General features: G+C 70.6%; 19 protein-coding genes and 4 pseudogenes. 15 read left to right on the top strand and 8 right to left on the bottom strand.

The features are described from left to right. Positions 1-75 precede the first annotated feature (75 nt). Entirely contained in the window at positions 76-603 is a 528-nt protein-coding gene (locus tag V8690_RS23910; RefSeq protein ID WP_338781931.1) for an SgcJ/EcaC family oxidoreductase, read from the top strand. On the opposite strand, the pseudogene V8690_RS23915 reads toward V8690_RS23910, so the two are convergent. Both V8690_RS23915 and V8690_RS23920 read right to left on the bottom strand, forming a co-directional pair. Further along, a pseudogene (locus V8690_RS23915) lies at positions 569-1,989 on the bottom strand (HAMP domain-containing sensor histidine kinase). The gene V8690_RS23910 and the pseudogene V8690_RS23915 sit on opposite strands and share 35 nt — an antisense overlap. Then, a complete protein-coding gene (locus V8690_RS23920; protein ID WP_338781932.1) occupies positions 1,986-2,723 on the bottom strand; it encodes a response regulator transcription factor in 738 nt (245 codons plus the stop codon). The pseudogene V8690_RS23915 and the gene V8690_RS23920 overlap by 4 nt, the downstream one beginning before the upstream one ends. Before the next feature lie 235 nt (positions 2,724-2,958). Here V8690_RS23920 and V8690_RS23925 point away from each other — a divergent pair, with 235 nt between their 5' ends. The 5 genes and pseudogenes from V8690_RS23925 (at position 2,959) to V8690_RS23945 (ending at position 8,782) form a co-directional block, all read left to right on the top strand. Continuing rightward, positions 2,959-4,251, top strand: coding sequence for an aspartate kinase (locus tag V8690_RS23925; RefSeq protein ID WP_338781934.1), 1,293 nt, complete (start codon positions 2,959-2,961; stop codon positions 4,249-4,251). Continuing rightward, complete coding sequence (locus V8690_RS23930; protein WP_338781936.1) at positions 4,251-5,318, top strand: aspartate-semialdehyde dehydrogenase; 1,068 nt, start codon at positions 4,251-4,253, stop codon at positions 5,316-5,318. The genes V8690_RS23925 and V8690_RS23930 overlap by 1 nt, the downstream gene beginning before the upstream one ends. Before the next feature lie 586 nt (positions 5,319-5,904). After that, the gene (locus tag V8690_RS23935) at positions 5,905-6,480 is read left to right on the top strand and encodes a SigE family RNA polymerase sigma factor (RefSeq protein ID WP_338781938.1); all 576 of its coding nucleotides are present in this window, start codon (positions 5,905-5,907) and stop codon (positions 6,478-6,480) included. A 116-nt stretch (positions 6,481-6,596) separates the two neighbouring features. Then, positions 6,597-7,642: pseudogene (locus V8690_RS23940) on the top strand (hypothetical protein). 288 nt (positions 7,643-7,930) lie between these two features. Beyond that, on the top strand, positions 7,931-8,782 hold the full coding sequence (locus V8690_RS23945; RefSeq protein ID WP_338781940.1) for an MBL fold metallo-hydrolase: 852 nt from the start codon (positions 7,931-7,933) through the stop codon (positions 8,780-8,782). Between the two features lie 374 nt (positions 8,783-9,156). Here V8690_RS23945 and V8690_RS23950 read toward each other — a convergent pair whose 3' ends face one another. Beyond that, on the bottom strand, positions 9,157-9,951 hold the full coding sequence (locus V8690_RS23950) for an SURF1 family protein (RefSeq protein ID WP_338781941.1): 795 nt from the start codon (positions 9,949-9,951) through the stop codon (positions 9,157-9,159). A gap of 289 nt (positions 9,952-10,240) precedes the next feature. Here V8690_RS23950 and V8690_RS23955 point away from each other — a divergent pair. Continuing rightward, positions 10,241-12,099, top strand: a pseudogene (locus V8690_RS23955) (prolyl oligopeptidase family serine peptidase). A 416-nt stretch (positions 12,100-12,515) separates the two neighbouring features. Here V8690_RS23955 and V8690_RS23960 read toward each other — a convergent pair. Next, complete coding sequence (locus V8690_RS23960; protein ID WP_338785436.1) at positions 12,516-14,408, bottom strand: NAD-binding protein; 1,893 nt, start codon at positions 14,406-14,408, stop codon at positions 12,516-12,518. 182 nt (positions 14,409-14,590) lie between these two features. On the opposite strand from V8690_RS23960, the gene V8690_RS23965 reads away from it, so the two are divergent. From V8690_RS23965 to V8690_RS23975, 3 genes are all read left to right on the top strand, one after another. Beyond that, positions 14,591-15,616 (top strand): permease, encoded by a 1,026-nt coding sequence (locus tag V8690_RS23965; protein WP_338781943.1) that lies wholly within the window; start codon positions 14,591-14,593, stop codon positions 15,614-15,616. Continuing rightward, positions 15,613-16,323 carry a TIGR03943 family protein gene (locus V8690_RS23970; RefSeq protein ID WP_338781945.1) on the top strand — a complete coding sequence of 237 codons (711 nt, stop codon included), beginning with the start codon at positions 15,613-15,615 and terminating at the stop codon, positions 16,321-16,323. Before V8690_RS23965 ends, V8690_RS23970 begins: the two co-directional genes overlap by 4 nt. A gap of 95 nt (positions 16,324-16,418) precedes the next feature. Then, positions 16,419-16,874 carry a hypothetical protein gene (locus V8690_RS23975; protein ID WP_338781946.1) on the top strand — a complete coding sequence of 152 codons (456 nt, stop codon included), beginning with the start codon at positions 16,419-16,421 and terminating at the stop codon, positions 16,872-16,874. Positions 16,875-17,007: 133 nt separating this feature from the next. Here the strand turns inward: V8690_RS23975 and V8690_RS23980 are convergent, their stop codons facing one another. From V8690_RS23980 to V8690_RS23990, 3 genes are all read right to left on the bottom strand, one after another. Next, positions 17,008-17,517, bottom strand: coding sequence for a hypothetical protein (locus V8690_RS23980; protein WP_338781947.1), 510 nt, complete (start codon positions 17,515-17,517; stop codon positions 17,008-17,010). A gap of 129 nt (positions 17,518-17,646) precedes the next feature. Then, positions 17,647-17,913, bottom strand: coding sequence for a hypothetical protein (locus tag V8690_RS23985; RefSeq protein WP_338781948.1), 267 nt, complete (start codon positions 17,911-17,913; stop codon positions 17,647-17,649). Next, a complete protein-coding gene (locus V8690_RS23990) occupies positions 17,910-18,446 on the bottom strand; it encodes a hypothetical protein (RefSeq protein WP_338781949.1) in 537 nt (178 codons plus the stop codon). Before V8690_RS23990 ends, V8690_RS23985 begins: the two co-directional genes overlap by 4 nt. A gap of 1,047 nt (positions 18,447-19,493) precedes the next feature. On the opposite strand from V8690_RS23990, the gene V8690_RS23995 reads away from it, so the two are divergent. The 5 genes and pseudogenes from V8690_RS23995 (at position 19,494) to V8690_RS24015 (ending at position 22,567) form a co-directional block, all read left to right on the top strand. After that, entirely contained in the window at positions 19,494-19,964 is a 471-nt protein-coding gene (locus tag V8690_RS23995; protein ID WP_338781950.1) for an SPW repeat protein, read from the top strand. Between the two features lie 266 nt (positions 19,965-20,230). Beyond that, a pseudogene (locus V8690_RS24000) lies at positions 20,231-20,539 on the top strand (site-specific integrase); the annotation flags it as partial. 159 nt (positions 20,540-20,698) lie between these two features. Continuing rightward, positions 20,699-21,250, top strand: a complete 552-nt coding sequence (locus V8690_RS24005) for a lanthionine synthetase LanC family protein (RefSeq protein WP_338785438.1) — start codon at positions 20,699-20,701, stop codon at positions 21,248-21,250. A gap of 202 nt (positions 21,251-21,452) precedes the next feature. After that, positions 21,453-22,118 (top strand): DUF433 domain-containing protein, encoded by a 666-nt coding sequence (locus V8690_RS24010; RefSeq protein WP_338781951.1) that lies wholly within the window; start codon positions 21,453-21,455, stop codon positions 22,116-22,118. Then, positions 22,115-22,567 carry a DUF5615 family PIN-like protein gene (locus V8690_RS24015; protein ID WP_338781952.1) on the top strand — a complete coding sequence of 151 codons (453 nt, stop codon included), beginning with the start codon at positions 22,115-22,117 and terminating at the stop codon, positions 22,565-22,567. Before V8690_RS24010 ends, V8690_RS24015 begins: the two co-directional genes overlap by 4 nt. Before the next feature lie 106 nt (positions 22,568-22,673). On the opposite strand, the gene V8690_RS24020 is transcribed toward V8690_RS24015, so the two are convergent. Continuing rightward, a complete protein-coding gene (locus tag V8690_RS24020) occupies positions 22,674-23,396 on the bottom strand; it encodes a hypothetical protein (RefSeq protein WP_338781953.1) in 723 nt (240 codons plus the stop codon). Positions 23,397-23,451: the final 55 nt, after the last annotated feature.

Consider the following 23,451-nt stretch of genomic DNA (forward strand, 5'->3'; position numbering starts at 1 on the left):
ACGCGAGTCTGGAGTCACTTCCACCGCAGAGCAAGCGGAGGCAAGTCAACTCCCCTCGATCTCACTGGAGATGCCATGAACCGTCGCCCCGTACGCCGACGCATAGCCGTCGCCACCGCCGTGGCCGTCGCCGCCGCCGGTACCTTCGCCCTCGGCGCCGGGGTCGCCGGAGCCGACTCCCGCGGCACGTCCGGGAAGAACTCCGCCAAGATGGTCACCGAGACGCAGGTGCTCGGACTGTTCGACCAGTGGAACGCGGCGCTGCAAACCGGCGACCCGCAGAAGGTCGCCGACCTGTACGCGAAGGACGCGGTCCTGCTGCCGACCGTCTCCGACAACGTCCGTACGGACAGAGCCGAGATCGTCGACTACTTCGAGCACTTCCTCCAGAACAAGCCGGAAGGCACGAAGGTCGAGTCGATCGTCAATGTCCTCGACAGCGACACCGTCATCGACACCGGTGTGTACGAGTTCGCGCTCACCAACCCCGGAACGGGCGCGAAGAACACCGTCAAGGCCCGCTACACGTACGCCTACGAGAAGCAGTCCGACGGCAAGTGGCTGATCGTCAACCACCACTCCTCGAAGATGCCCGAGAGCTGACCGCCCGGAGGGTGATCGTCACGCACAGGCCGCCCCCATGGGGGTGCCCCCGGTCGAGCGAAGCCGAGACCGGGGAGCGTCCGCCAGGGCCACGGTCCCGCCATCGTCCGTCGCCAGCTGCTTGACGACGGCGAGACCGAGGCCGGAGCCGCCCTTCCCGGTCAGGCCCTGGCCCCGCCAGAAGCGGTCGAAGGCGCGGGACTTCTCGGCGTCCGACATGCCGGGCCCCTCGTCCAGGACCGACACCTCCACCACCTCGCCCCGAGGCTCCACCCGCACGGTGATCGTCCCGCCGTCCGGTGAGACCTCCAGGGCGTTGGAGAGCACGTTGTCCAGCATCTGGTCCAGATGACCGGGGCTGGACAGCACTGACGGCCGGCCGTCGATACTCCCCCTGAGCGCGATGGTGACTCCGCGCTCGTCGGCGGCCGGTCTCCACACGGCGAGCCGCTCCCGCACGATGTCCATCAGCGGGAGCGGCTCGGCAGCCGTCACCCTGGCTTCGGCCCGGGCCAGCACCAGCAGGCCGTTGACCAGGCGGTTCATGCGAACGACCTCGGCGGTGGCCTGCTCCACGTCCTCCCGTACGAACTCGTCGTCCACGCCGTCCGCGATGTTGTCCAGGGACAGCCGCAGGGCCGTGAGAGGCGTGCGCAGCTGATGGGAGGCGTCCGCCACGAAGATGCGCTGGGCCGCGATCAGCGTGTCCAGGCGCTCCGCGCCCTGGTTGAGGGTGCGCGCCAGGGTCTGGGTCTCCGGCGGGCCCGTCACGGGGGAGCGGGCGGTCAGGTCGCCGTCGCTGAACTTGCTCGCCATGTCGTTGAGCTGGCGCAGCGGGCGGGTGAGGCGGCGCGCCACCCCGACACCGAGCAGGGCGGCCACCACGAGGACCAGCACCGCGAGGATCGCCCGGAAGCCCCAGATCGTCCACAGGCGGTCGGTCATCTCGTTCGTCGAGTAGACGATGCGCACGGCGCCGACGGGGCGGTCTTCGCCGGCCGTCCTGGCGGGGACCGTGATCACCAGCTCGGGACCCCAGATGAAGGAGGAGCCCCAGTCGGTCGTGGGCTTGCCCCGGTCGAGGGCCGTGGTCAGGGCCGCGTCCTGCCTCGGGCGGAGCAGGCCCGGCGCGCAGCCCGGGGCTCCGGCCACCTGGACGTCGCCGGGTGTCCCGGCGGCGTACGCGATGGCCATCTTCTGGAGTGCCTCGCACGAGGTGGAGTCGCCGTTGGCCAGCAGCAGCGCCATGGTCTCGGCCTCGCGCACCACGGAATCCTCGGTGTCGCCCCGCAGTTGGGAGGTGAGCGAGAAGGCCACCGGCACCGTGAACAGGGCGATGGCGATCCCGACGAGGAAGATGTAGCTGCGGACGAGCTGGCGGATCATGAGGCGTCGCGGTCCGTGCTCGTGCCGTCGCCGCGGTCCTGGTCGCCGCCGCCGTCCTTGACGATCTCCAGCCGGAAGCCGACCCCGCGCACCGCCTCGATCGCGATCGCGCCCGCCAGCTTCCGCCGCAGCGCCGCCACGTGCACGTCCAGCGTCTTCGTCGGCCCGAACCAGTTGGCGTCCCAGACCGCTTCCATGATCTGCTCGCGCGACATCAGCGCCCCGGGCTCCTCGGTGAGGAAGGCCAGCAGGTCGTACTCCTTGGGCGCGAGGGCCACCTCCTCGCCGTCTAGCCGCACCCGGGCCGCCTTGCGGTCGACGGTCAGGCGGGGGCCGTAGTGGTCGGGGCCGTTCTCGGGCGCCCCGGCCGCGGGGGTGCGGGGCTGCGTGCGGCGCATGACCGCCCGGATGCGGGCGATGACCTCCCGGACGCCGAACGGCTTGGAGACGTAGTCGTCCGCGCCGATCTCCAGGCCCACCACCCGGTCGGTCTCGTCGCTGCGGGCGCTGATCACGATGATCGGAACGTCGCCGCGCTCGCGCAGCGCCTTGCAGACGTCGAGGCCGTCGGTGTCGGGCAGGCCGAGGTCCAGCAGGACGACGTCGTGGGGGCCCGTGTGGTCCAGTGCCGCCTGGCCCGTCGTGACCCACTCGACCTCGAAGCCGTAGCGCTTCAGGCCGCGTCTGAGGGACTCGGCGACCGGTTCATCGTCTTCCACCAGAAGTACGCGCACAGGCGAACCCTAGTGCTTGAAAGTTGGGCCACAGTGGGCAGCCCACGTGCGATTGTGACGCCTGGCACTTTCTCGCGTGGCCTGTGCCCAGATGGGCATGAGCAGCTCTGGACGAGCGGCCGGGAAATCTCAGCATGCGATATCGCGGAAGGGTCTTTCGGGCGCTCGTTAGACTGAGCCGACCGCAGTACGAATGCGTATGAGCGGATAGAGACGGATTGAGCGAGGAGCGCACGTGGGCCTTGTCGTGCAGAAGTACGGAGGCTCCTCCGTAGCCGATGCCGAGGGCATCAAGCGCGTCGCCAAGCGGATCGTGGAAGCGAAGCAGAACGGCAACCAGGTGGTTGCCGTGGTTTCCGCGATGGGCGACACGACGGACGAGCTGATCGATCTCGCCGAGCAGGTTTCCCCGATGCCTGCCGGGCGCGAGCTCGACATGCTGCTGACCGCCGGAGAGCGGATCTCCATGGCATTGCTGGCCATGGCGATCAAAAAGCTGGGCCATGAGGCCCAGTCGTTCACCGGCAGCCAGGCAGGTGTCATCACCGACTCGGTCCACAACAAAGCCCGGATCATCGATGTCACGCCGGGCCGCATCAAGACCTCGGTGGACGAGGGCAACATCGCGATCGTGGCCGGTTTCCAGGGCGTCAGCCAGGACACCAAGGACATCACCACGCTCGGCCGCGGCGGCTCCGACACCACCGCGGTGGCTCTGGCCGCCGCCCTCGACGCCGACGTCTGCGAGATCTACACCGACGTCGACGGCGTGTTCACCGCCGACCCGCGCGTGGTGAAGAAGGCCCGGAAGATCGACTGGATCTCCTTCGAGGACATGCTCGAACTGGCGGCATCCGGGTCCAAGGTGCTGCTCCACCGCTGTGTGGAGTACGCCCGCCGGTACAACATCCCGATCCACGTCCGGTCCAGCTTCAGCGGACTTCAGGGCACATGGGTCAGCAGCGAGCCACTCGTTCAGAAGTCACAGCAGCAAGGGGACAAGCAGGTGGAGCAGGCTCTCATCTCCGGTGTCGCGCACGACACCTCCGAGGCCAAGGTCACGGTCGTCGGCGTGCCGGACAAGCCGGGCGAGGCGGCCTCGATCTTCCGCACGATCGCCGACGCCGAGATCAACATCGACATGGTCGTGCAGAACGTGTCCGCCGCCTCCACGGGCCTGACGGACATCTCCTTCACGCTGCCGAAGACCGAGGGCCGCAAGGCCATCGACGCGCTCGAGAAGAACAAGGCCGGCATCGGCTTCGACTCGCTGCGCTACGACGACCAGATCGGCAAGATCTCCCTCGTCGGCGCCGGCATGAAGACCAACCCGGGCGTCACGGCCGACTTCTTCACCGCGCTGTCCGACGCGGGCGTGAACATCGAGCTGATCTCGACCTCCGAGATCCGCATCTCGGTCGTCACGCGCGCCGACGACGTGCCCGAGGCCGTCCGTGCCGTGCACTCCGCGTTCGGGCTCGACTCCGACAGCGACGAGGCCGTGGTCTACGGAGGCACCGGCCGCTGATGACCGGGCTCCGACGGGCCGACCGGCCGACGCTCGCCGTCGTGGGAGCGACCGGGGCCGTCGGCACGGTCATGCTCCAGATCCTGTCCCACCGGGCGGATGTCTGGGGCGAGATCCGACTGGTCGCCTCCCCGCGCTCGGCCGGCCGCAAGCTGGCCGTGCGCGGCGAGGAGACCGAGGTCGTGGCGCTCACCGAGGAGGCCTTCGACGGGGTCGACGTCGCCATGTTCGACGTCCCCGACGAGGTCGCCGGGCGGTGGGCGCCCCTGGCCGCCGCCAAGGGCGCGGTGGTGGTCGACAACTCCGGCACGTTCCGGATGCACCCGGACGTGCCGCTCGTCGTGCCCGAGGTCAATCCGCACGCCGTACGGATGCGCCCGCGCGGGATCATCGCCAACCCCAGCTGCACGACGCTCTCCATGATCGTGGCCCTGGGCGCGCTGCACGCCGAGTTCGGGCTGCGCGAGCTGGTGGTCTCCTCGTACCAGGCGGTCAGCGGCGCCGGCCGCGCGGGCGTGGCGACGCTGCGGCAGCAGTTGTCCCTGGTCGCCGGCACGGATTTGGGGACCAGCCCCGGTGACGTACGACGGGCGGTGGGGGACAGCACCGGGCCGTTCCCGGAACCGGTCGCGCTGAACGTCGTGCCGTGGGCCGGGGCGCCGCGTGAGGACGGCTGGTCGTCGGAGGAGCTGAAGGTCCGGGACGAGTCCCGCAAGATCCTCGGGCTGCCCGGCCTGCCCGTGGCCGTCACCTGTGTCCGCGTGCCGGTGATCACCACGCATTCGCTGACCGTGCACGCCCGCTTCGAGGGCGAGGTCACCGTCGACAAGGCCCGCGAGATCCTCGCCACGGCGCCCGGTGTCGTGCTGTTCGACAACCCGGCCGCGGGGGAGTTCCCGACCCCTGCCGATGTGGTCGGCACCGACCCGACGTGGGTCGGGCGGGTGCGGCGGGCGCTGGACGACCCGACGGCGCTCGAACTGTTCGTCTGCGGGGACAACCTGCGCAAGGGCTCCGCGCTCAACACCGCGCAGATCGCCGAACTGGTGGCCGCGGAACTTTCGTGACGCGCCGGGCCGGTGGCCGCGGAGCTTTCGTGGCGTGCCGGGCCGGTGGCCGCACGTGCCGTGCCGGTGGTCGCCGCCGGGTTTTCGGGAAGTTTCGCCATGCCGAAAACCCCCGGTCGCTGTCATAGGCGGTTTGTAGGGTATGTGTACGACATGTGGGCCGGTCGATGGTCCGGACCACTTGTCCCGAACCCCATCGGCATCAGAGGATTTACCTCCCCGCCCTCCGCAACCGCGCGGAGGGCGGGGAGCGTCTTTGCGGTCGCCCTTCAGGGCCGCGGGACACACTCAGGCGTGGGGACGCCTGGAACCGGGCGTGGGGACGCCCGTTCATATCTGGACATAGGGGAAGAGCGGGACGCATGAGGGCATTTAATGCACTATCGGTTGTGCTGCCTGACGCGGGTAGACCGTCGCCGGCGAAGGCCGGCGCGAAAGAGATGCCCGGGACGTACAACCCTCGCAGGGGTGAGCGTGTCCAACAGGCGTGGCAGAGGTACTCGACTTCAGCGCGGCACGCGGCACGGTCCTTCGACCGCCCCGTCCGGCGGCTCTACGACCCCGCATGCCCGGTACGCCCGGTGGCATGCCGGTGATCGCGCCCGTGCCCGCAGCGCGGCCGGCCCGCATCCCGAACCAGCGTGACGGCGTCGAGGACGGTGTCGCGGCCGGGACCACCGTCGACCACCTCACCGAGACCTACCGCGCGCACTACCGCTCGCTCCTCGGTCTCGCGGCCCTCCTCCTCGACGACACGGCCTCCTGCGAGGACGTCGTCCAGGAGGCGTTCATCCGCGTCCACTCGGCCCGCAAGCGGGTCCGCGACCCCGAGAAGACCCTGGCGTACCTGCGTCAGACGGTCGTCAACCTGTCGCGCTCGGCGCTGCGCCGTCGCATCCTCGGCCTGAAGCTGCTGTCGAAGCCCATGCCCGACATGGCGAGCGCCGAGGAAGGCGCCTACGACCAGCTGGAGCGCGACTCCCTCATCAAGGCGATGAAGAACCTTCAGCGCCGCCAGCGCGAGGTGCTGGTGCTGCGCTACTTCGCGGACATGACCGAGGCTCAGGTCGCCGAGACCCTCGGTATATCCCTCGGCTCGGTCAAGGCGTACGGCTCGCGCGGTATAGCCGCGCTCCGGCTCGCCATGGAGGCGTCGGCATGAGCGACGGCAACGGCGCGCCCCGCGACGGGCGCGACCGGCACGAGCCCTTCGAGTGGCATGAGCCGACAAGGCTGCACGAGCAAGATCCGAAGCAATCGCACGCTGGGAACGGAACTGTGAACCACGGCCTGGACGAAAAGGGCCCCGAGGGGCTCGAATCGGACGAGCTGGATCTGCGCAGGATGCTGCACGAAGCGGTGCAGGAGGTGGAACCGCGCGACGGCACGCTGGACTATCTGCGGAAGGCAGTGCCCCAGCGGCGGGCCCGCAAGCGGCAGGCCGTCGTCGGCATGGCCGCCGCCGCGCTGTTCATCGGCACGGCCATCCCCGCCCTCGTGCACGTCTCCAACTCCACCGGCTCCGAAGCCAACCCGTCCGTCGCCGGCCACGCCTCCCAGACCCAGGGCGGCGCCAGCGACGGCAAGGGCCCGGACGGCGGCGACAGCAGCGCGGGCGGCTCCCCAGGCAAGACCGAGGGCAAGGACAAGAGCGACAAGAAGCAGAAGGACAAGGAAAGCAAGGACGTCGGCGCCTCGACCGGAGCGTCCCAGGGGCCGGCCCGTCCTCCACCGCCGCCGCCGGCATCCAGGCGTGCACCGCGGCCCAGCTCGGTCCCGCCGCCGGGAGCAGCGACGCCCCCGACTCCACCGGCGCGGTCTACGGCTCCTTCCGTGTCACCAACGTCTCCGCGGCGAGCTGTACGGTCACCGGGCCCGGCGCGGTGAGCGCGCTGCCGCAGGGCGCGGCCGACGCCACCAAGGTCGGCGCGGCCCGGCACACGGCCGGGGACGCGGCGGCCGGCCTGCCCGACCCGTCCCAGGAGGCCGCCCAGCTGGTGCTCCCGCCGGGCGCCGCCTACGACGTGAAGTTCGCCTGGGTCCCCAGTGAGACCTGCCCCGCTTCCGGCGGCGACCCCGACCCCGACCCCGACCCCACTCCCGACCCCACCCCGACGGATGACAGCGCGGCCGCGGGCGGCACCTCCACCGGCGGCGACACGGGCACGGGCACGGCCCCGCAGCTGGCCAGGGAGGACGGCACGGTCGACGGCAGCGTGGCAGTCACATACACACCGGCGACCGGCTCGGGCGCGACCTCGCTGACGGTGCCCAACGCCTGCGCGGGGACGGTCTACTGGACGGGCGTACTGGCGGCGTCATAGGCACACCGAGCCGCGGCCGACCGGCCCTGCTCGGCTGCGGGCAGCCGCGGCCGTCCTAGCTGCCGGCGGTTGGTCCCGCTTAGGGGGTGTTCTCAACGTCCCGCACAGCACCCGCGGGCGTGACGGCAGCCCGCCCGGGCACGGCCCGGGACCGGCCGGCGCCGGCCGCGCACCCCTCTTCGCTCACCGAAGCCGACCGTCACGAGTCCTGCGTTTGACGACGCCCCGGCACAGGGCTGCACTGGATTCATGGACGCTGCGGCGACTCGGTCCCCAGGGAGAGCAGCGATGACAACCCAGGAGAGTTTCGACCTTCTGCAGCCGTACAAGATCGCCGAGGAGACATTCGTCATCCCGTGGGCCCTTGAGGCCCCGCCGGTCGGCCACTTCCCGATGAACTCGATGGTGATCCGGGGAACCGAACCGGTCCTCGTGGACACCGGGGCGCCCGCAGTGCGCTCCCAGTGGCTGGAGGCAGCCTGGTCCGTCGTGGATCCCCTGGACGTACGGTGGATCTTCCTCACCCACGACGACCGCGACCACGCCGGCAACCTCCTGGCGGTCCTCGCGGAATGCCCGAACGCGACCTTGCTGACGACATGGTTCTCCATCGGCCGCATGGCCGAGGAGTGGGAGACTCCCATCAACCGGTGCCGCTTCATGACCGACGGCGACACGATCGACGCGGGCGATCGCACACTGGTCGCCAAGCGACCGCCCCTGTACGACAACCCCACGACCCGCGCCCTCTTCGACCCGAAGGCCAACGTCCTGTGGGCCGTAGACACCTTCGCCACGAACGTGCCGACCCCTGTGCCCGAAACGGCGGCGCTGTCGCCAGACGAATTCCGCGACGGCCAGTTCTTCGGCGGACGCCTGGTCTCCCCCTGGGTCGCCCTGCTGGACGCCCAGAAGTTCGGGACGGTCGTCACCGACTTCCAACACCTGAACGCCGAGGTCATCGCCGGCTGCCACTGCCCGGTCCTCCGCGGAGCCCAGATCCCCGAGGCCTACGACCTCCTCCGCCGGCTCCCCGGAATCCCACCGTGGGCAGAGTTCACCCAGACCGACCTGGACCAGTGGATGGCGGCTGCCGAGAGCTCGGTTCCGCAGGAGCAGCCGCGGCCGTCGGGGACGTGAGCGGCGCTGCCGCGCGGCGTTGAGTCTGCGGTACTCCGGCGCCTACGACCAGAAACCCGCGGGCGTACTCGGCACGCGCGAACCGCGCGCATCTGCGTCGCCGGGGAATCCGCTGCACGATTCCGGAACCGGCCGATCAGGCCAGATCGCCCACGACTTCCCCGGGCGGCCCACCCAGCACAAGAGCAACATCAAAACATGCCCTGCGGGCGGCTGGTCCTGCTCAGCCGCGGGCAGCCGCGGCCGTCCTGGGTGTGGCCCGCCGGACCCGCCTAGCTGCGGGCAGTCGTGCCGCTTGGGGCGGCACGGGTGGGCGCAGCGGCACCCCGCTCCGCCGGGCTGCGGACCCGCCCGCCCTCAGCAGCGACGCCGCCTCACGTGGCACCGGCGTCCGCAGCAACAGGCTCCTCCTCCGGCACCAGCCCCAGCTCCGCGTCCCGCGCGAACTCCACCTCACGCCGCAGCAAACGGAACCACATGAAGATCACGAACCCCACGAAGGCGAACCACTCGGCGGTGTAACCGAGGTTCTGGAACGCCTTCAGATCCAGCCCCGTGTCCGGCGGAGCACTCGCCGGCACGGCCTTCATGCCCGAGTCACCCTTGGCCAGCGTCACCCACGCGTCGTACACGTCGTACGGCACCAGGTTCACCAAAGACGCCGCACTGATCGCCGCGGACTGCCCGGCCGGCAGCCCGCCCTGCGCACTGACGCCGTTGTCCCCCGGCGTCTCGGACGCCTGGAGCGCCCCCGTGACGGTGACCTCACCGGCGGGCGGCGCGGGCGCCTTGGCCGCGTCGGCGGCCCCGGGCAGCCACCCCCTGACCACCGGCAGCGCCTCACCCGAGCCGGTGCGCAGCAGCGTCAGGACGTAGAACCCCCGCTTGCCGTCGAGCTCCCGGCCGGGCACCAGCAGCTGCTTGCCGTAGCGGCCGGTCGCGGTCACCTGCTTGCCGGACGTCGCCTTGGTCACCGGCAGCATCTCCCCGAGCGGCCGGGGCGCCTCGTGCCGCGCCTCGGAGACCTGCTCGGTCGCCGTGCGGTGGTCGTGCACACGGTCCTCGAACCGGCCCAGCTGCCAGGACCCCATGAAGATGCAGAAGGGGATGGACAACAGCACGAAGACGTTGATCCCCCACCATCGGGGCGTCAGCAGAAACCGGTACACACCCTTACGGTACGGGGCTGCCGGGCGGGTCAGGCCTGCGGGGTGGATACGACCCGGTACCGCTTCGTCAGTCCTTGCGGGCCCGGTGCCGCCACTCGAGGGGTACGGCAGCGAGCGGCCGGAGACGTCGGCGGCGGCGTGCAGCGGGACGCTCCCCCACTGCCTCGAAGGCGTGGGGGAGTACATGTGGGTCACTCCTGGCCTGCCGGGAAGGGGGGATCGGTGGAGGTTATCCACAGGCTGGGGACCTCGCCAGCGCATTGCCGGCGGGGGCGTGCAGTATGGGGCCATGACTGAGAGCAACGGATCCGACGCGCGGGATCAGCGGGACCAGCACGAGCAAAAGGTTCAGGCGGGACAGCAGGAGCGGATGCCGGACTGGGAGAAGCGCTTCCGGGCGCCCCGGGTGTCCCTGCCCGACTGGGCGGAGGACGCGCCGGACCGCTCCCTGTTCGTGTCGAACGCGACGGGGACGTACGAGCTGTACGCCTGGGACCGCAGGACGGGCGAGCAGCGCCAGGTGACGGACCGGCCGAACGGCACGACGGACGGCGTGCTGTCACCGGACGGCGCCTGGATCTGGTGGTTCGACGACAAGGACGGCGACGAGTTCGGCGTCTGGCGCCGCCAGCCCTTCACAGGCGGCGCGGACGAACTCGCCGCCGAGGGCCTGGACGCCTCCTACCCGGCGGGCCTCGCCCTCGGCCGAGACGGGCGCACGGCGGTCGTCGGCCGCTCGACCGACGAGGACGGTACGACGATCCATCTCGTCCGTACCGGCGAGGAGCCGGTGGAGATCTACCGCCACCGCGAGTCGGCCGGCGTCGGCGACCTCTCCCACGACGGTTCGCTCATCGCCGTCGAGCACACCGAGCACGGCGACGCCATGCACTCCGCCCTGCGCGTCCTGCGCCCCGACGGCACCCCGGTCGCCGACCTCGACGACACCGAGGGCGGTACGCGCGAGCTCGGCCTGGAGGTCCTCGGATTCGCCCCCGTCGACGGCGACACCCGCCTCCTCATCGGTCACCAGCGCCGGGGCCGCTGGGAGCCCCTGGTCTGGGACGTCGCCTCCGGCGAGGAGACGGACCTGGCGCTGGAACTGCCGGGCGACGTCAGCGCCGAGTGGTACCCGGACGGCAGCGGCCTGCTCATCGCGCACAGCTTCGAGGCCCGCAGCGAGCTGTTCCGCTACGACCTGGCCAGCCGCGCCCTGACCGAGATCCCGACCCCGCCCGGCACGGTGTCCGGCGCCACGGCCCGGCCCGACGGCAGCGTCGAGTACCTGTGGTCCTCGGCCGCCGAACCGTCGGCGGTCCGCTCCACGGCCGGCGGTGTCGTACTCGACCCGCCCGGCATGAAGTCGCCCGGCTCGGTGCCGGTGGAGGACGTGTGGGTGGAGGGCCCCGGCGGCCGCATCCACGCCCTGGTCCAGAAGCCGAAGGGCAGCACGGGCCCGCTCCCCACGGTCTTCGACATCCACGGCGGCCCGACCTGGCACGACAGCGACTCGTTCGCGGCGGGCCCGGCGGCGTGGGTCGACCACGGCTACGCGGTGGTCCGGGTCAACTACCGCGGTTCGACGGGCTACGGACGTGCCTGGACGGACGCCCTGAAGCACCGCGTGGGCCTCATCGAACTGGAGGACATCGCCGCGGTTCGCGAGTGGGCCGTCACCTCCGGCCTCGCCGACCCCGAGCGCCTCATCCTCACCGGCGGTTCCTGGGGCGGCTACCTCACCCTCCTCGGCCTCGGCGTCCAGCCCGACGCGTGGACCCTGGGCATCGCGGCGGTCCCCGTCGCCGACTACGTCACGGCGTACCACGACGAGATGGAAGCGCTGAAGGCGATGGACCGCACGCTCCTCGGCGGCACCCCCGAAGAGGTCCCCGACCGCTTCGAGGCCTCCTCCCCCTGACCTACGTCGACCAGGTCAGGGCCCCGGTCTACATCTCGGCCGGCGTCAACGACCCCCGCTGCCCCATCCGCCAGATCGAGAACTACGTCCAACGCCTGGAGGCGAGAGGCGCGGTCCACGAGGTGTACCGCTACGACGCCGGTCACGGCTCACTGGTGGTGGACGAACGGATCAAGCAGGTCAGGCTGGAACTGGAGTTCGCGGAGAGGCACCTGAGCCAACGACCATGACGGGCGAGGCACCGACGCTGACACGTGCCGCGCGGGGCACGGGTGCGTAACTCGCGGGCGCGTGCCCAGGTACCCGCAATCCGCGGGCACTCGTGCCGCTTGGGGCGGCACGGGTGGGCGCGGGCGGCACCCCGCTGCGCCGGGCTGCGCAACGCCCCGCCCTCAGCCCGACGCCGCGCTCCTCGTGACGCCGGGTTGTGCAACCCCGGCCCAGCTCGACGCCGCGCTCCTCGTGACGCCGGGCTGCGCAACGCCCCGCCCTCAGCCAGACGCCGCGCTCCTCGTGACGCCGGGTTGTGCAACCCCGGCCGAGCCCGAAACCCCACACATCACAACCGCCGGGTTGTGCAACCCCCCGCCCCAGCCCCCACACTTCGCACCTCACAACGCCGAGCCGTGAACCCCACCACTAGGCATCACGCCCCCGCCCGCTCCCGCCTCCTGCGCCCCAGCAACTCCGCCAACCCCCGCCGCGTAGCCGCCAGCACCACCCGATCCCCAGCCCCCAGCACATACGTGGGAGGCAGATCCCACACCAGCCCCGAAGCCGGCGACGCCCCTTCCCCCTCCGGACTCTCCTCCTCACCCCGCCGCCCCCCAGGAGGTGCCGTATTGAGCGCCAGCACCCGCCACGCCCCCGCCCGGAACGCCTCCCCCACCGTCCGCCCCTCCAACTGCGGATGCCCGGCCACATCCACCTCCGCGAACAGCAGCACCCGCCGCTCCACCGGAATCGCCCCCAGAATCTGCCGCCCCATCATCGCCCCGGCGAACGCGGGCGCGGCCAGATGCGACACACTCCGGCTCCGCGTCAGGGCGAACGGATGCGCGGCCCGGAGCGTCCGGTACACCGCGGTCGCGAAGTCGTCGTCGTACAGCCGCAACACCACCCGCAGATCAGGCCGCACGGACCGTGCGTACAGCGCGGCCTCCAGATTCGTCGTGTCCGCACTGGTCAACGCCAGCAACGCATGCGCCCGATGGATCTTCGCGGCCTCCAGCACCCCCTCCTGCGTGACATCCCCGAGCACCACCGGCACCCGCAGCCGCCGCGCCGTGGCCATCCCCCTGGCCTCCGGATCGGATTCGACGCACACCACGGGAATGTGCAGCTCCCGCAGCCGCGTCAGCACCCGCGTCCCGATCTTGCCGAGCCCGAGCAGCACCACATGCCCGCCGAGCCCCCGCGGCGGCTTCCGCAGCGCCGACGCGCTGCGGAACGTCCCCAGCGCCTCCAGCACGGCGGCCAGCAGCACCGGCAGCAACAGCAACCCGACCAGCCCGGACAGCAGTTGCAGGACCTGCCGCCCGGTCGACGCGTGGTACGCGGGATCGTTGATGCCGAACAGGTCGAGGAGCGTGACGTACGTGGCGTACAGCGGATGCTCCCCGGTCACGAACATCAACGCCACGGCGAGCGCGAGCACACACCCCACCAGCCCGGCCAGCGACCACCGCAGCCGGCGCGAGAACAACGAGGCGAACGGCGGGACACCGCCCCGGCCGGTGGGCAGGGACGGCCCGGAGTACGACACCTGCTCCAGGACGACGGTCCCGCGCCCGGTCGCCGCCGCCACCGCCGCCTCGTCCGGCAGCAGTCGCGGCCCCTGCTCCCCGCTGCCCTCGGAACCGTCCGCCCCGGCCGGGTCGTTGCTCGTCGCGGACAGCAGCGCCAGGGTGCACAGGCCGGGGTCGGCCACCTCGCCCGGCCGCGGCGGCTGCCGCTCCACGGCACGCAGGACGAGCCCTTCGGTCTGGACGACCTTGCTGGTCCCGACGAGGGCGGTGGCGGCCAGCGCGGGCGCGGCCGTGTCGGCGTCGGACAGCACGGTCGTCGACGCGTCGAGGCCCGCCCCCTGTCCGTCCCCGGAGGCGACGGCGGCGGTCTGGTCCAGCAGTTCCTCGATGTGCTGCCCCAACCGCCGGTTGTAGAGCCGGAGTACGAGGCGGAGGCGGGGGTTGAGCCGACGGGCGGTGAGCGCGGCGCGGATGTTGGTCTCGTCGTCGTCGTAGACGAGCGCCAGCGCCGCGGCCCGGTCGGCGCCCACCTCGGTGAGCACGGCCTCGGTGACCTCGGCGGCCTCCACGACCTGCTCGTTCGCGGCCGGTTCACCGCTCGCGCCGGTCCGGTTGACGGCCGCGCTGACCCGGTCGAGCAGGGCCGCCGAGGCGGCCCGGGCCCGTCCGACCACGGGTTGCCGCACCCGTCTCCCGGAGGGCGGTACGACGAGCGTGACCTGTTCGCCGTAGACACCGCGGAGTTCGGCGGCCAGCCGGTGCGCGAGCCCGTCGTCCCCGCACACGATCATGTGCGTGGCCGGATCACTCGGCTGACCTTGGTTCGGAACGCTCCCCACGGGGAGAAGACTGCCTCACCGGGACGACCGGTTCCAGAAGGGGACGGTGTTGCGTGAACGCCCGGCCGTCGCCGTCCGTACGCAAGGGGAGGGAATGGGGAATGCCCTCGCGCACCACCGGAGGTACCGGGCCCGTGGCCATCACGAAGACCGCCCCGCAGGACAGCGGTGAGCGCGGGGGAGCGGAGACGGACGGGGGCGGGGAAGAGGCCCGGCACCTCAACTCCCCTCTCCTCCTGACCCTTTTGCTGCTCACGGCCGTGATGCTCCAGGGCCCGATCCGCGGGGCCCTGTCCGCACCGGTGATGCAGAGCTGGATGACGGTGTTCGTCGCGGTCATGGTCCAGGCGCTGCCGTTCCTGGTGCTCGGCGTGCTGCTGTCGGCGGCGATCGCGGTGTTCGTGCCGCCTTCGTTCTTCGCCCGGGCCCTGCCGAAGCGCCCGGCGTTGGCGGTCCCGGTCGCGGGCGCGGCCGGTGCCGTGCTGCCGGGCTGCGAGTGCGCGTCGGTGCCGGTGGCCGGGGCGCTGGTCCGCCGAGGGGTCACACCGGCGGCGGCGCTGGCGTTCCTCCTGTCGGCGCCCGCCATCAACCCGATCGTGCTGACGGCGACGGCGGTCGCCTTCCCGGGCAACCCGGAGATGGTCCTGGCCCGCTTCGTCGCGAGCCTGCTGGTGGCCTGCTCGATGGGCTGGCTCTGGCACCGCCTCGGCCGCACGGACTGGCTGCGTCCGCCGGACAGGCCGTCGTACGAGGGCCGGGGCGAGGGAGCGGCCTTCTGGGGTTCGGTGCGCCACGACGTGATGCACGCGGGCGGTTTCCTGGTGGTCGGTGCGATGGCCGCGGCGACGCTGAAGGCGATGGTGCCGGAGGAGTGGCTGCGCGCGGCGGCCGGGAACCCGGTGTTCTCGGTGCTGGCCCTCGCGGTCCTCGCCGTCCTGTTGTCCATCTGCTCGGAGGCGGACGCGTTCGTGGCGGCGTCCCTGACCCAGTTCTCGCTGACGGCCCGTCTGACGTTCCTGGTCGTGGGGCCGATGATCGACCTGAAGCTCTTCGCGATGCAGGCGGGCACCTTCGGCCGCGCCTTCGCCCTGCGCTTCGCCCCCGCGACGTTCGCCCTGGCCGTCGTCGTGTCGGCCCTGACCGGAACGGTCCTGCTGTGAACCGCCTGGCCCAGACGGCCCTCCTCTTCCTGCTCGGCGCGACCCTCCTGCACGCCGGCCTGACGGACCTCTACCTGCGCTACGTCAAGGCGGGCCTGCGCCCGCTGGTCCTGCTGGCCGGCGTGGCGCTGATCGCGACGGCGGCGGCGACGCTCTGGTACGAACACCGCCGCGCACCCGCGCGACAGCACCAGCACCAGCACGAGCCCCGCGTCTCCTGGCTCCTCGCCCTCCCCGTCCTCGCCCTGATCCTGGTCTCCCCGCCGGCCCTGGGTTCCTACAGCGCGGCCCACACGGGCACGGCCCTGACGAAGCCCTTCGGCTTCCCCGACCTCCCCGCCGGCGAACCCCTCCGCCTCGGCGTGGCCGACTACGCCGGCCGCGCGGTCTACGACGACGGCCGCTCCCTCCGCGACCGCGAGCTGAAGATCACCGGCTTCGTCACCCTCGACCGGGCGGGCGCCCCCTACTTGGTCCGCATGGGCCTCAACTGCTGCGCGGCGGACGCCCAGCCGGTCAAGATCGCCCTGACCGGCAACATCCCCCCGGTCCTGAGCCCGGACACCTGGCTGGAGATCACCGGCCGGTACACACCCCGCCGGACCAAGGACCCGGTCAACGACGGCCCGATCCCGTACCTCGAAGTCACCAGCGCCAGGCCGGTACCGGCACCGGCCGACCCGTACGACGAGACGTGGAACAACTGAGACCCGCGTAAGACGCTTAGGACCACGCGTACTTGGCGTACTAGAGGAGCCACTTCCGGGTACTCGGCAATCCCGCTGATCAGCGAGGGGGAGGTATGACCACACCGAGCGGCGACACGGGGACGGGGACGCAGACCGACCGCGCGGCGGAACTCACCCGGGACCTCCTGACCGAGGCCCGCGAGCAGCTCGCGGAGGCCGACAGCAAGGCCGGACTGACGCTGGCGACCCTGGGCGCGGCCCTGACCGCCCTGCTCGGCGCGATCGCCGGCGGCCTCATCGCGCCCGGCCAGTACGCCGTGCTCCCACAGCTCCTGCTATGGGCCGGCTGCGCCGCCTGCGCCCCGTCCCTGTTCCTCCTCGGTCTGGCCGCATCCCCCCGACGCCCTTCCCGGGCCCCCTCCTCCGGTGACGCGACCCAGCGGGAGGTCCTGGAGATCCTGTCCCGCACCGCCTGGATCAAGTACCGCTGCATACGCCGGGCGATGGCCTGGGGCGCGGTCTTCCTCGCGCTCACATTGGCGGGAACGCTGGCCGGGGTCCTGTCCTAGTGGCCCGAGGCATGGGTCGTACACCCAGACCGCGACCTCGCCGCCGCAGTCCGGACACGCGGTCATCCCGAGCGCCCGGTTGACCTGCCTGGCGCCGTCCGCGCTGCTGACGGTCCCGACCATCGGCGTACCCTCACGCTTCATGTCCCGCAGAAAGATCAGGTTGGCCGGGTAGATACGCAGGCACGTCGCGCACTGGAGCGGGGCGCGCATGGCGGCCCGGGCCTGCGGTGCCTGATCGCCGACGACCTCCGACAGCGGCCTCGTACAGCGGGAAGAGGTCACTGGCCGACGCCGCGTCGATGGTCGTCTTCAGCAGCGCGACGTGGCCGGCGGCGGCGTCGCGGCTGAACGTGTCGAACTCCTCGTGCACCAGGCAGTGCTGGTCCCCGACCACCAGCTCCCGCCGGGGCAGGGCACCCGCTTCGGCCGTCGTCTCGTCCCCGACGAACCTGACGAAGACACCGCCGCGGTCATTGAAGGTGTTGCGGATGACCCGGTACCGCGATGTCGTCACATCGCCCCGCACCCCGTGCCGGGCGAGCACCTCCCCGATGAGGGCGTCGTCGGCCTGCCGGACATCGCCGATCCACAGGCCTTCCAACTCCCCGGCACCGTCCCGATGGACCACATAACGCGTCATCGGCCGACTGCCTCTGTCCCTGCCCGACGGGCTGCGGCGGATCGTCGTCCGGCCCTCGCTCCCGCCACTTCCGGAACAACCCCATCTCTCGCCCACACCTCCGAGTTCACGCACTGGTCCGCCGACGCCCTACGTCAGCTTCCTTCCCCCGCGCTTCTCGGCACGGGACAGCACCTCCCACGGCAGCAACGGCATCACGTTGCGGTCGGCGGAGAGATAGGCGAGATGCAGGACGCGTGCCGGCCCGTCCACGCAGACGAGCCAGTGCGCGACTTCGATGCGGCCGAGTGACGCGCCGGCGCGGCGGAACACGCCGTCCACCCACTGGATGCATCCACCGGGCATGAGCGGCCGGATCCGCCGCGGCTTCGTACGGGGCAGGAGGCTCACGATCACGTGCCGAACCGCCGCCCGTCCCCGTCCCGGGCTCCGGCGACGAAGGCCAGCGCGTCCTCACCCGCCAGCCGCTTCCACCCCGGCCTCCGCGTCAGCGCCGTTCCGGTCGCCTCGACCCTGGCCAGGTGCTGGGGGACGACCCGCCGTACCCAGGCGTTGACCTCGCCGGCCCACACCACCACGGCCACGACGGCCTGCCCGCCGGACACCTCGTACGCGTAAGTGCCCGTACGGGACAACGCATCGGGCGTGACCTCACCATCCCCCTCCAGCCGGAGCACAAGGGCGTGGCCGACCGACTCGGTCGGCTCGACCGCCGGGTAGGTGGTCACCCGCGTTCCGGCGAGGCCGCCACCGGACTCCCTTTCGACCGAGTCGACGAGCCCTTGGACCTCACCGATGTCGAGGCCGCCCCCCTGATGAGGTATCAACACCCGCTCCGCGTCCATACGGGCATGCCACCACACCGACCACGGGACCGGTCCCGGCCGCCAGGGTCCGATCAGCCGCTCGGTCTGGGCACCCCGATCCACGCGGCACCCGGCGCAGCACCAATCTTGCCAGCCCCTGACCTGCCCCGGACCAGGGCCGGGCGCGATGTCCGTGACTCAACGCCACGTCTGGTCACGCCCCCAGGGGCACATGTCACAGCAGGTGATACTCCTGGCCGGCTGACCGCCGGACCGGGCACGGCGACCGGTAGAGCTCCGCTGCGAGGCGGCTGGCGCACTGGCGAGAGGACTCGCGCGACGCGGATCAGCGGCTGGAGGACATCGCAGCGGACCATCTGCGTGCCCTGCACGAGACGCTGCGTGCCGATCGATCGGCTTTCGGGTTGTACGACACGGCATGTGCGGCCGGTGAGCGGCTTGCCGGGGCCCTGGGTTCGCTGGCCGCCGAGGGTGCGGAGTCAGCGGACGCGCATCCGACACCCAGGCTTCCAGAGCCTCCAAGAAGGCGTCTAGCGTCGCGTTCTCCCACTCCGCGCCAATTCTCCGCATGGTCCGCTCGTAGACGCGCCGAAGGCGCTGAAGGCTTCTCGGTCGCCAACGTGGTCGGTGCTGCAAGAGGTCTCGTCATGACCGCGACCCTATGGGCGCCCACGCGTGGGTGATCACGGTTCTACACCCGTCAACGTGGCGCCAGGTGCCCGATCCGGGCTTTGAGGTCTGACCTCATCCTTATCAGGTCGATCATGCGGGCTTGTCGAGTCGGCCAACAAGGTCTGCACTTCGCCCGATCGTCCACTGACGTCCGGCGGAGACCGCCCCTATCCGTGATTGTTGGTGTCAGCCGCTGATGTCAGTCGCTGCATGCGGTCTTGACGAGCGATCTCACCAGCCCCCGCACCACAACGAGGCGCTCAGGACGCTGGTGGGTGCGCTGCCGGGCGCCAGGGCTCAACAGCGGTTGCGGTGCGCGGCTGCTGCACTCAGCCCAGCGCTCGGCGGCTCGCCCGGCCAGACAGACCACCTCCTGCAGCGGTGCCCTCGGACTTGGCACCTCAGGACGGTTATCTCATCCCTACGGGGTACTCACTCCCAGATAGGACACATAACGGACAATTTGGAGGAAGTGCAATGGCGACGCAACCCCGGTCAGACATGGAAACCCATCCCGACATCGTCGCAATGCGCAATCGACACGAGATGGCCGAACGCTTCGCGACCACCCCGAGGGCGCAAGCCGTCGAGGCCATGGCCCTGATCACAGGGCTCTACCTCGCAGCCTCACCGTGGATCGCGGGATTCAACGACTTTTCCACCCTGGCGGTCAACAACCTGATCACCGGTATCGCCTACGCCCTCCTCATGAGCGGTGGCTTCGGCCGGGCGTACGAGCGTTCGCACAGCATGGCGTGGGGCGCTTGCGTGCTGAGCGTGTGGACGATCTTTGCGCCGTGGGTTGTGGCAGGTGACGTCAGCACCACCAGGACCATAGTCAACAACATCATCGTCGGCGTGATCGCCCTGATGCTGGCCCTCATGGCCGCCGCAGCTGCCCGCCCGGTGGATCAGTCGTCCGGCGACCGCTCTTCTGGGCGTAGGTGATCACCCCTCGGGAGCAGGCCGAAACCGGCCTCAACCCACCACTCACTCCAGCTCCCATCCCGTACACCGTCGACCCACACACCGTGGAGCAGGCGTGGTTCATGGCGTCCAGGTGGAGCGCGCCACTGTACGAACACCCTGCGGCGCCATGGGCCGCGTCTGCTCGGCTCTGCCTGGGTCGATGGCGTACGGGATGGGAGCACCCCGCGCACTCCACTACGGGCCCGCAGCCGGAAACGGCGCCCCCTCCATCCCGGTGCCGGCGGATTGCCACGGCGTACCTGGGCTTCGATCCGAGTGGCAAGACCACGACAGAGGCGAAGAACAAGCTCAGGAGGTATTGCGGAATCACGATCACACCGTCGCCGACGCCGTGAACGACTGGCTTGCCTACGGCCTGGCGGGTCGTGACCCGGGCACTGTCGAGCACTGCACCATCCTCAGCCAGAACCCGCGTGATCCCCGCTCTGGGCGCCCGAAAGCTCCGCGACCTCAGCAGTGCGGAAGACGTCGACCGCTGGTTGGCTGCCAACGCCAAGACCCTCAGCACCCGCACGCTGGAGGCGATCCACTCTGCCTGAACCGCTCGGGTCATGGACAAAATCTTCAGCCAGGATCCGAAGCGGTAGTCACGCAGATGGACACGCAGAAAGCAGATCAGCCCGTCTACTCATGTGAGTAGACGGGCTGATCTGCTGTTTCTCTGTCGGGGTGGCGACGTCCTCGCCTACCTGGTGCGGCTGACGGAACCGATCACCATCGAAGCGCAGCGTCTGCCCGGCTGGTGGACGGGAGACAGTCCCGATCTGCGACCGACGCCGCGATGGCCCGGCGGACACGGCAACTTCGGCCTTGCCCACGGCATCACCGGACCGCTGGCGCTGCTGGCCATGGCCCTGCGACACGGCAACACGGTGCCCGGACAGACGCAAGCCATCACCCGGATCTGCGACTGGCTCGACCGGTGGCGCAACGGCACCGGCTCGCACGCCTGGTGGCCGGACCTGATCACCCGAGCCGAACACCGACGCGGCGAGCTCCAGCGCCCAGGACGCAGACGCCCGTCCTGGTGCTACGGCACCCCCGGCATCGCCCGCGCTCAGCAACTCGCCGGCCTCGCTCTCGGCGACTGTGACCGGCAACGCCAGGCCGAGCAGGCCCTGGCCGGATGTCTGGCCGACGACCAGCAGCTCGCCCAGCTCACTGACGCCTCCCTCTGCCACTTGGGCGGGGCTCATACAGACCGTCTCCCGTGCCGCCGCCGACGCGTCTCAAGGTCGGCCTGACCGGGCAGTGGGAGTCGGCGCTGGACGCCCGTCGGAGCCTGTACCCGCGCTCGCCGGTCGCCGTACTCGATCGGCTGCTGCGCGCTCGTGCCACGACGATGGCCTGATGGTCGGGAGACGGGCTCCGATTACCCCGAACGGAGCCCGTCTTTTCCGATCTCGGCGGAAGGCACGAGGATGGAGTACGGTCACCAAAGATCCGATGGGGGCGGAGAGGAGGAACGCGGTGTCGTATGAGGCCAAGCTCGCCGCGGTCCTTTCCGGTGCCACGCTGCGGCAGCTCTCCCACTGGCGCCGCGCTTCCGGCAAGCGGGGCGCCCTCCTCGTGCCGGAGATCTCCGACTCGCGCCCGATCCTGTACTCCTTCCGTGACGTGGTGGCGTTGCGGGCCTGTGTGAAGCTTCGCAAGGAGACATCACTGCTAAAGATCCGCAGGGCCGTGGACGCGCTCCGGGAGGACCTGGGCGAGCGTGAGCACCTGTCCTCCTACGCGCTCGTCGCGGGACCGGACACGATCTACCTTGCGGAGCCCGAGCAGGCAGTCGATCTGATCAGAGGCGGGAACGTGGTCATCCACCAGTTGGTGGACGTGCTCGCGCCCTTCTACAAGGACGGCCGCCACATTCCGGACCTGCTGAAGCCGCGCGACCACGTCGCCGTCGACTCCGCGGTGCGTGGCGGTGAGCCGGTCATCGAAGGGACACGGATCCCGGCGGCTGAGGTGGCTGCCCTGGTGAGGGATGGTGTCCCCCCAGACCGGGTTAGCGACTTCTACCCAGGAGTCAGTGCTGCCGCTGCACGCGACGCGGTCGATTTCAGCGACTACGTGGACAGCTACGTCGATGGCTCTCGGCAGGTTGTCGCTTGAAGCTGCTGCTCGACGAGAACGTCCCCAGGCCCATGGCAGAGATCGTGCGCATTCTCCTCACCGCGCACGACGTGATGCACGTCCATGAGCTGGACGGTTGGGCCGGCACGAAGGACATCGAGCTGTACGCGATGGCCAAGACGGAGGGCTTCCAGGCGATCATCACCAATGACGCCAAGCAACTGAACCGGCCCATGGAAGTCGAGGCGATCGCGCGGTCGGGACTCCACCGCATCCAGTACCGCCAGAACAACAAGCACGGCGGCCTGGTCGGCCTCGGCACCGCGATAGCCACCGTGTGTGCCGCGCTGCCGCACGCCATTGCCGAACTCGAAGGGGCCGACGGGCAGCGGCTGGTGTCCCACACGGCCGTCGACCCCTCGCGCCACAACCGTCTGCAGATCACCGACCCGAAGGCATCCCCGCCGAAGCACTGGCCCACATCATGAGCCCAGGGCGCCCGACGACGTCAGCACCGCGAATCCGCCACCGAACTGGCCGTCTTGCGGCTGACCGTCTTGCACTGGGGCGCAGCGGTCTGGGCCGGGAACCCCTCTATGCCGACGGTCGGCGCACCACGTCGTCGTCCGTCACCTCGTACACGTCGATGCGCAACAGCTTGCGAACATGCGCCGAAACGCGCTCGACGGCCTTCACGGACGCGGACGGCACCACCAGCGCGTACCGCGTGTGGGGTTCCTGGCTCGTCATCCGCCGCAGCAACTGCCCGTAGGCGATGTCGGCGTCGATTCCCTTCTCACTGGTGCGACCTTTGGCTTCGCAGATCAGCCGCTCATCGTCACGCACGGCTTCGAGATCAGTCCAACGGTCCGTGGGATCAACCGGCGTCCAGCCCTCGGCAAGAAGCCACGTACGGAAGGCGTCGGTGACCCGGTCCTCGTCGCTGTGGCGTGCCAGGATCCTCCTCAGCGCAGCCAGGTCCGTCTCCTGGTTACGGCGCAGTCGTCCGCGACCGTCCGCATCGAGGTCGGCCTGCCGGATCACGATCAGCCGCAGTCCGTGCGCGGGAATCTCCGTATCACGCCGGGCGTCGTACAACGCCCGCTGCTCGCCCCGGTGGACGCCGCTGACAGTGAGCCTGTCGGGCTTGTCGAAGTGGGGCATGGGCTGGTCGTGCTGGAGTTCCCGGTATTCGACCACGAGTTGGTGGCCGGGCCAGTAGGCGTCGACCGGCAGTTTGGCACGTCGGCCGCCCGTACCGGGGTCGCCCTGCAGCCAGTCGAACTTGTGCTGGGTCAGTGCGGTGTCGCCGAGCACCTGGCTGCACAAGCCGACTACGTACGCCTCGTCACTGTCATCTCTCGTTCTCATG

The organism is Streptomyces sp. DG1A-41, from assembly GCF_037055355.1.
In the GTDB taxonomy this organism is placed as follows: Bacteria; Actinomycetota; Actinomycetes; order Streptomycetales; family Streptomycetaceae; genus Streptomyces.

Bases quoted from the DNA above. Each gene is read 5' to 3' on its own strand.
- V8690_RS24010 (WP_338781951.1), top strand. From the start codon at position 21,453: ATGGGGGCGGAGAGGAGGAACGCGGTGTCGTATGAGGCCAAGCTCGCC.
- V8690_RS23995 (WP_338781950.1), top strand. From the start codon at position 19,494: ATGGCGACGCAACCCCGGTCAGACATGGAAACCCATCCCGACATCGTC.
- V8690_RS23945 (WP_338781940.1), top strand. From the start codon at position 7,931: ATGACAACCCAGGAGAGTTTCGACCTTCTGCAGCCGTACAAGATCGCC.
- V8690_RS23910 (WP_338781931.1), top strand. From the start codon at position 76: ATGAACCGTCGCCCCGTACGCCGACGCATAGCCGTCGCCACCGCCGTG.
- V8690_RS23960 (WP_338785436.1), bottom strand. From the start codon at position 14,408: ATGATCGTGTGCGGGGACGACGGGCTCGCGCACCGGCTGGCCGCCGAA.
- V8690_RS23975 (WP_338781946.1), top strand. From the start codon at position 16,419: ATGACCACACCGAGCGGCGACACGGGGACGGGGACGCAGACCGACCGC.
- V8690_RS23930 (WP_338781936.1), top strand. From the start codon at position 4,251: ATGACCGGGCTCCGACGGGCCGACCGGCCGACGCTCGCCGTCGTGGGA.
- V8690_RS23935 (WP_338781938.1), top strand. From the start codon at position 5,905: ATGCCGGTGATCGCGCCCGTGCCCGCAGCGCGGCCGGCCCGCATCCCG.
- V8690_RS23980 (WP_338781947.1), bottom strand. From the start codon at position 17,517: ATGACGCGTTATGTGGTCCATCGGGACGGTGCCGGGGAGTTGGAAGGC.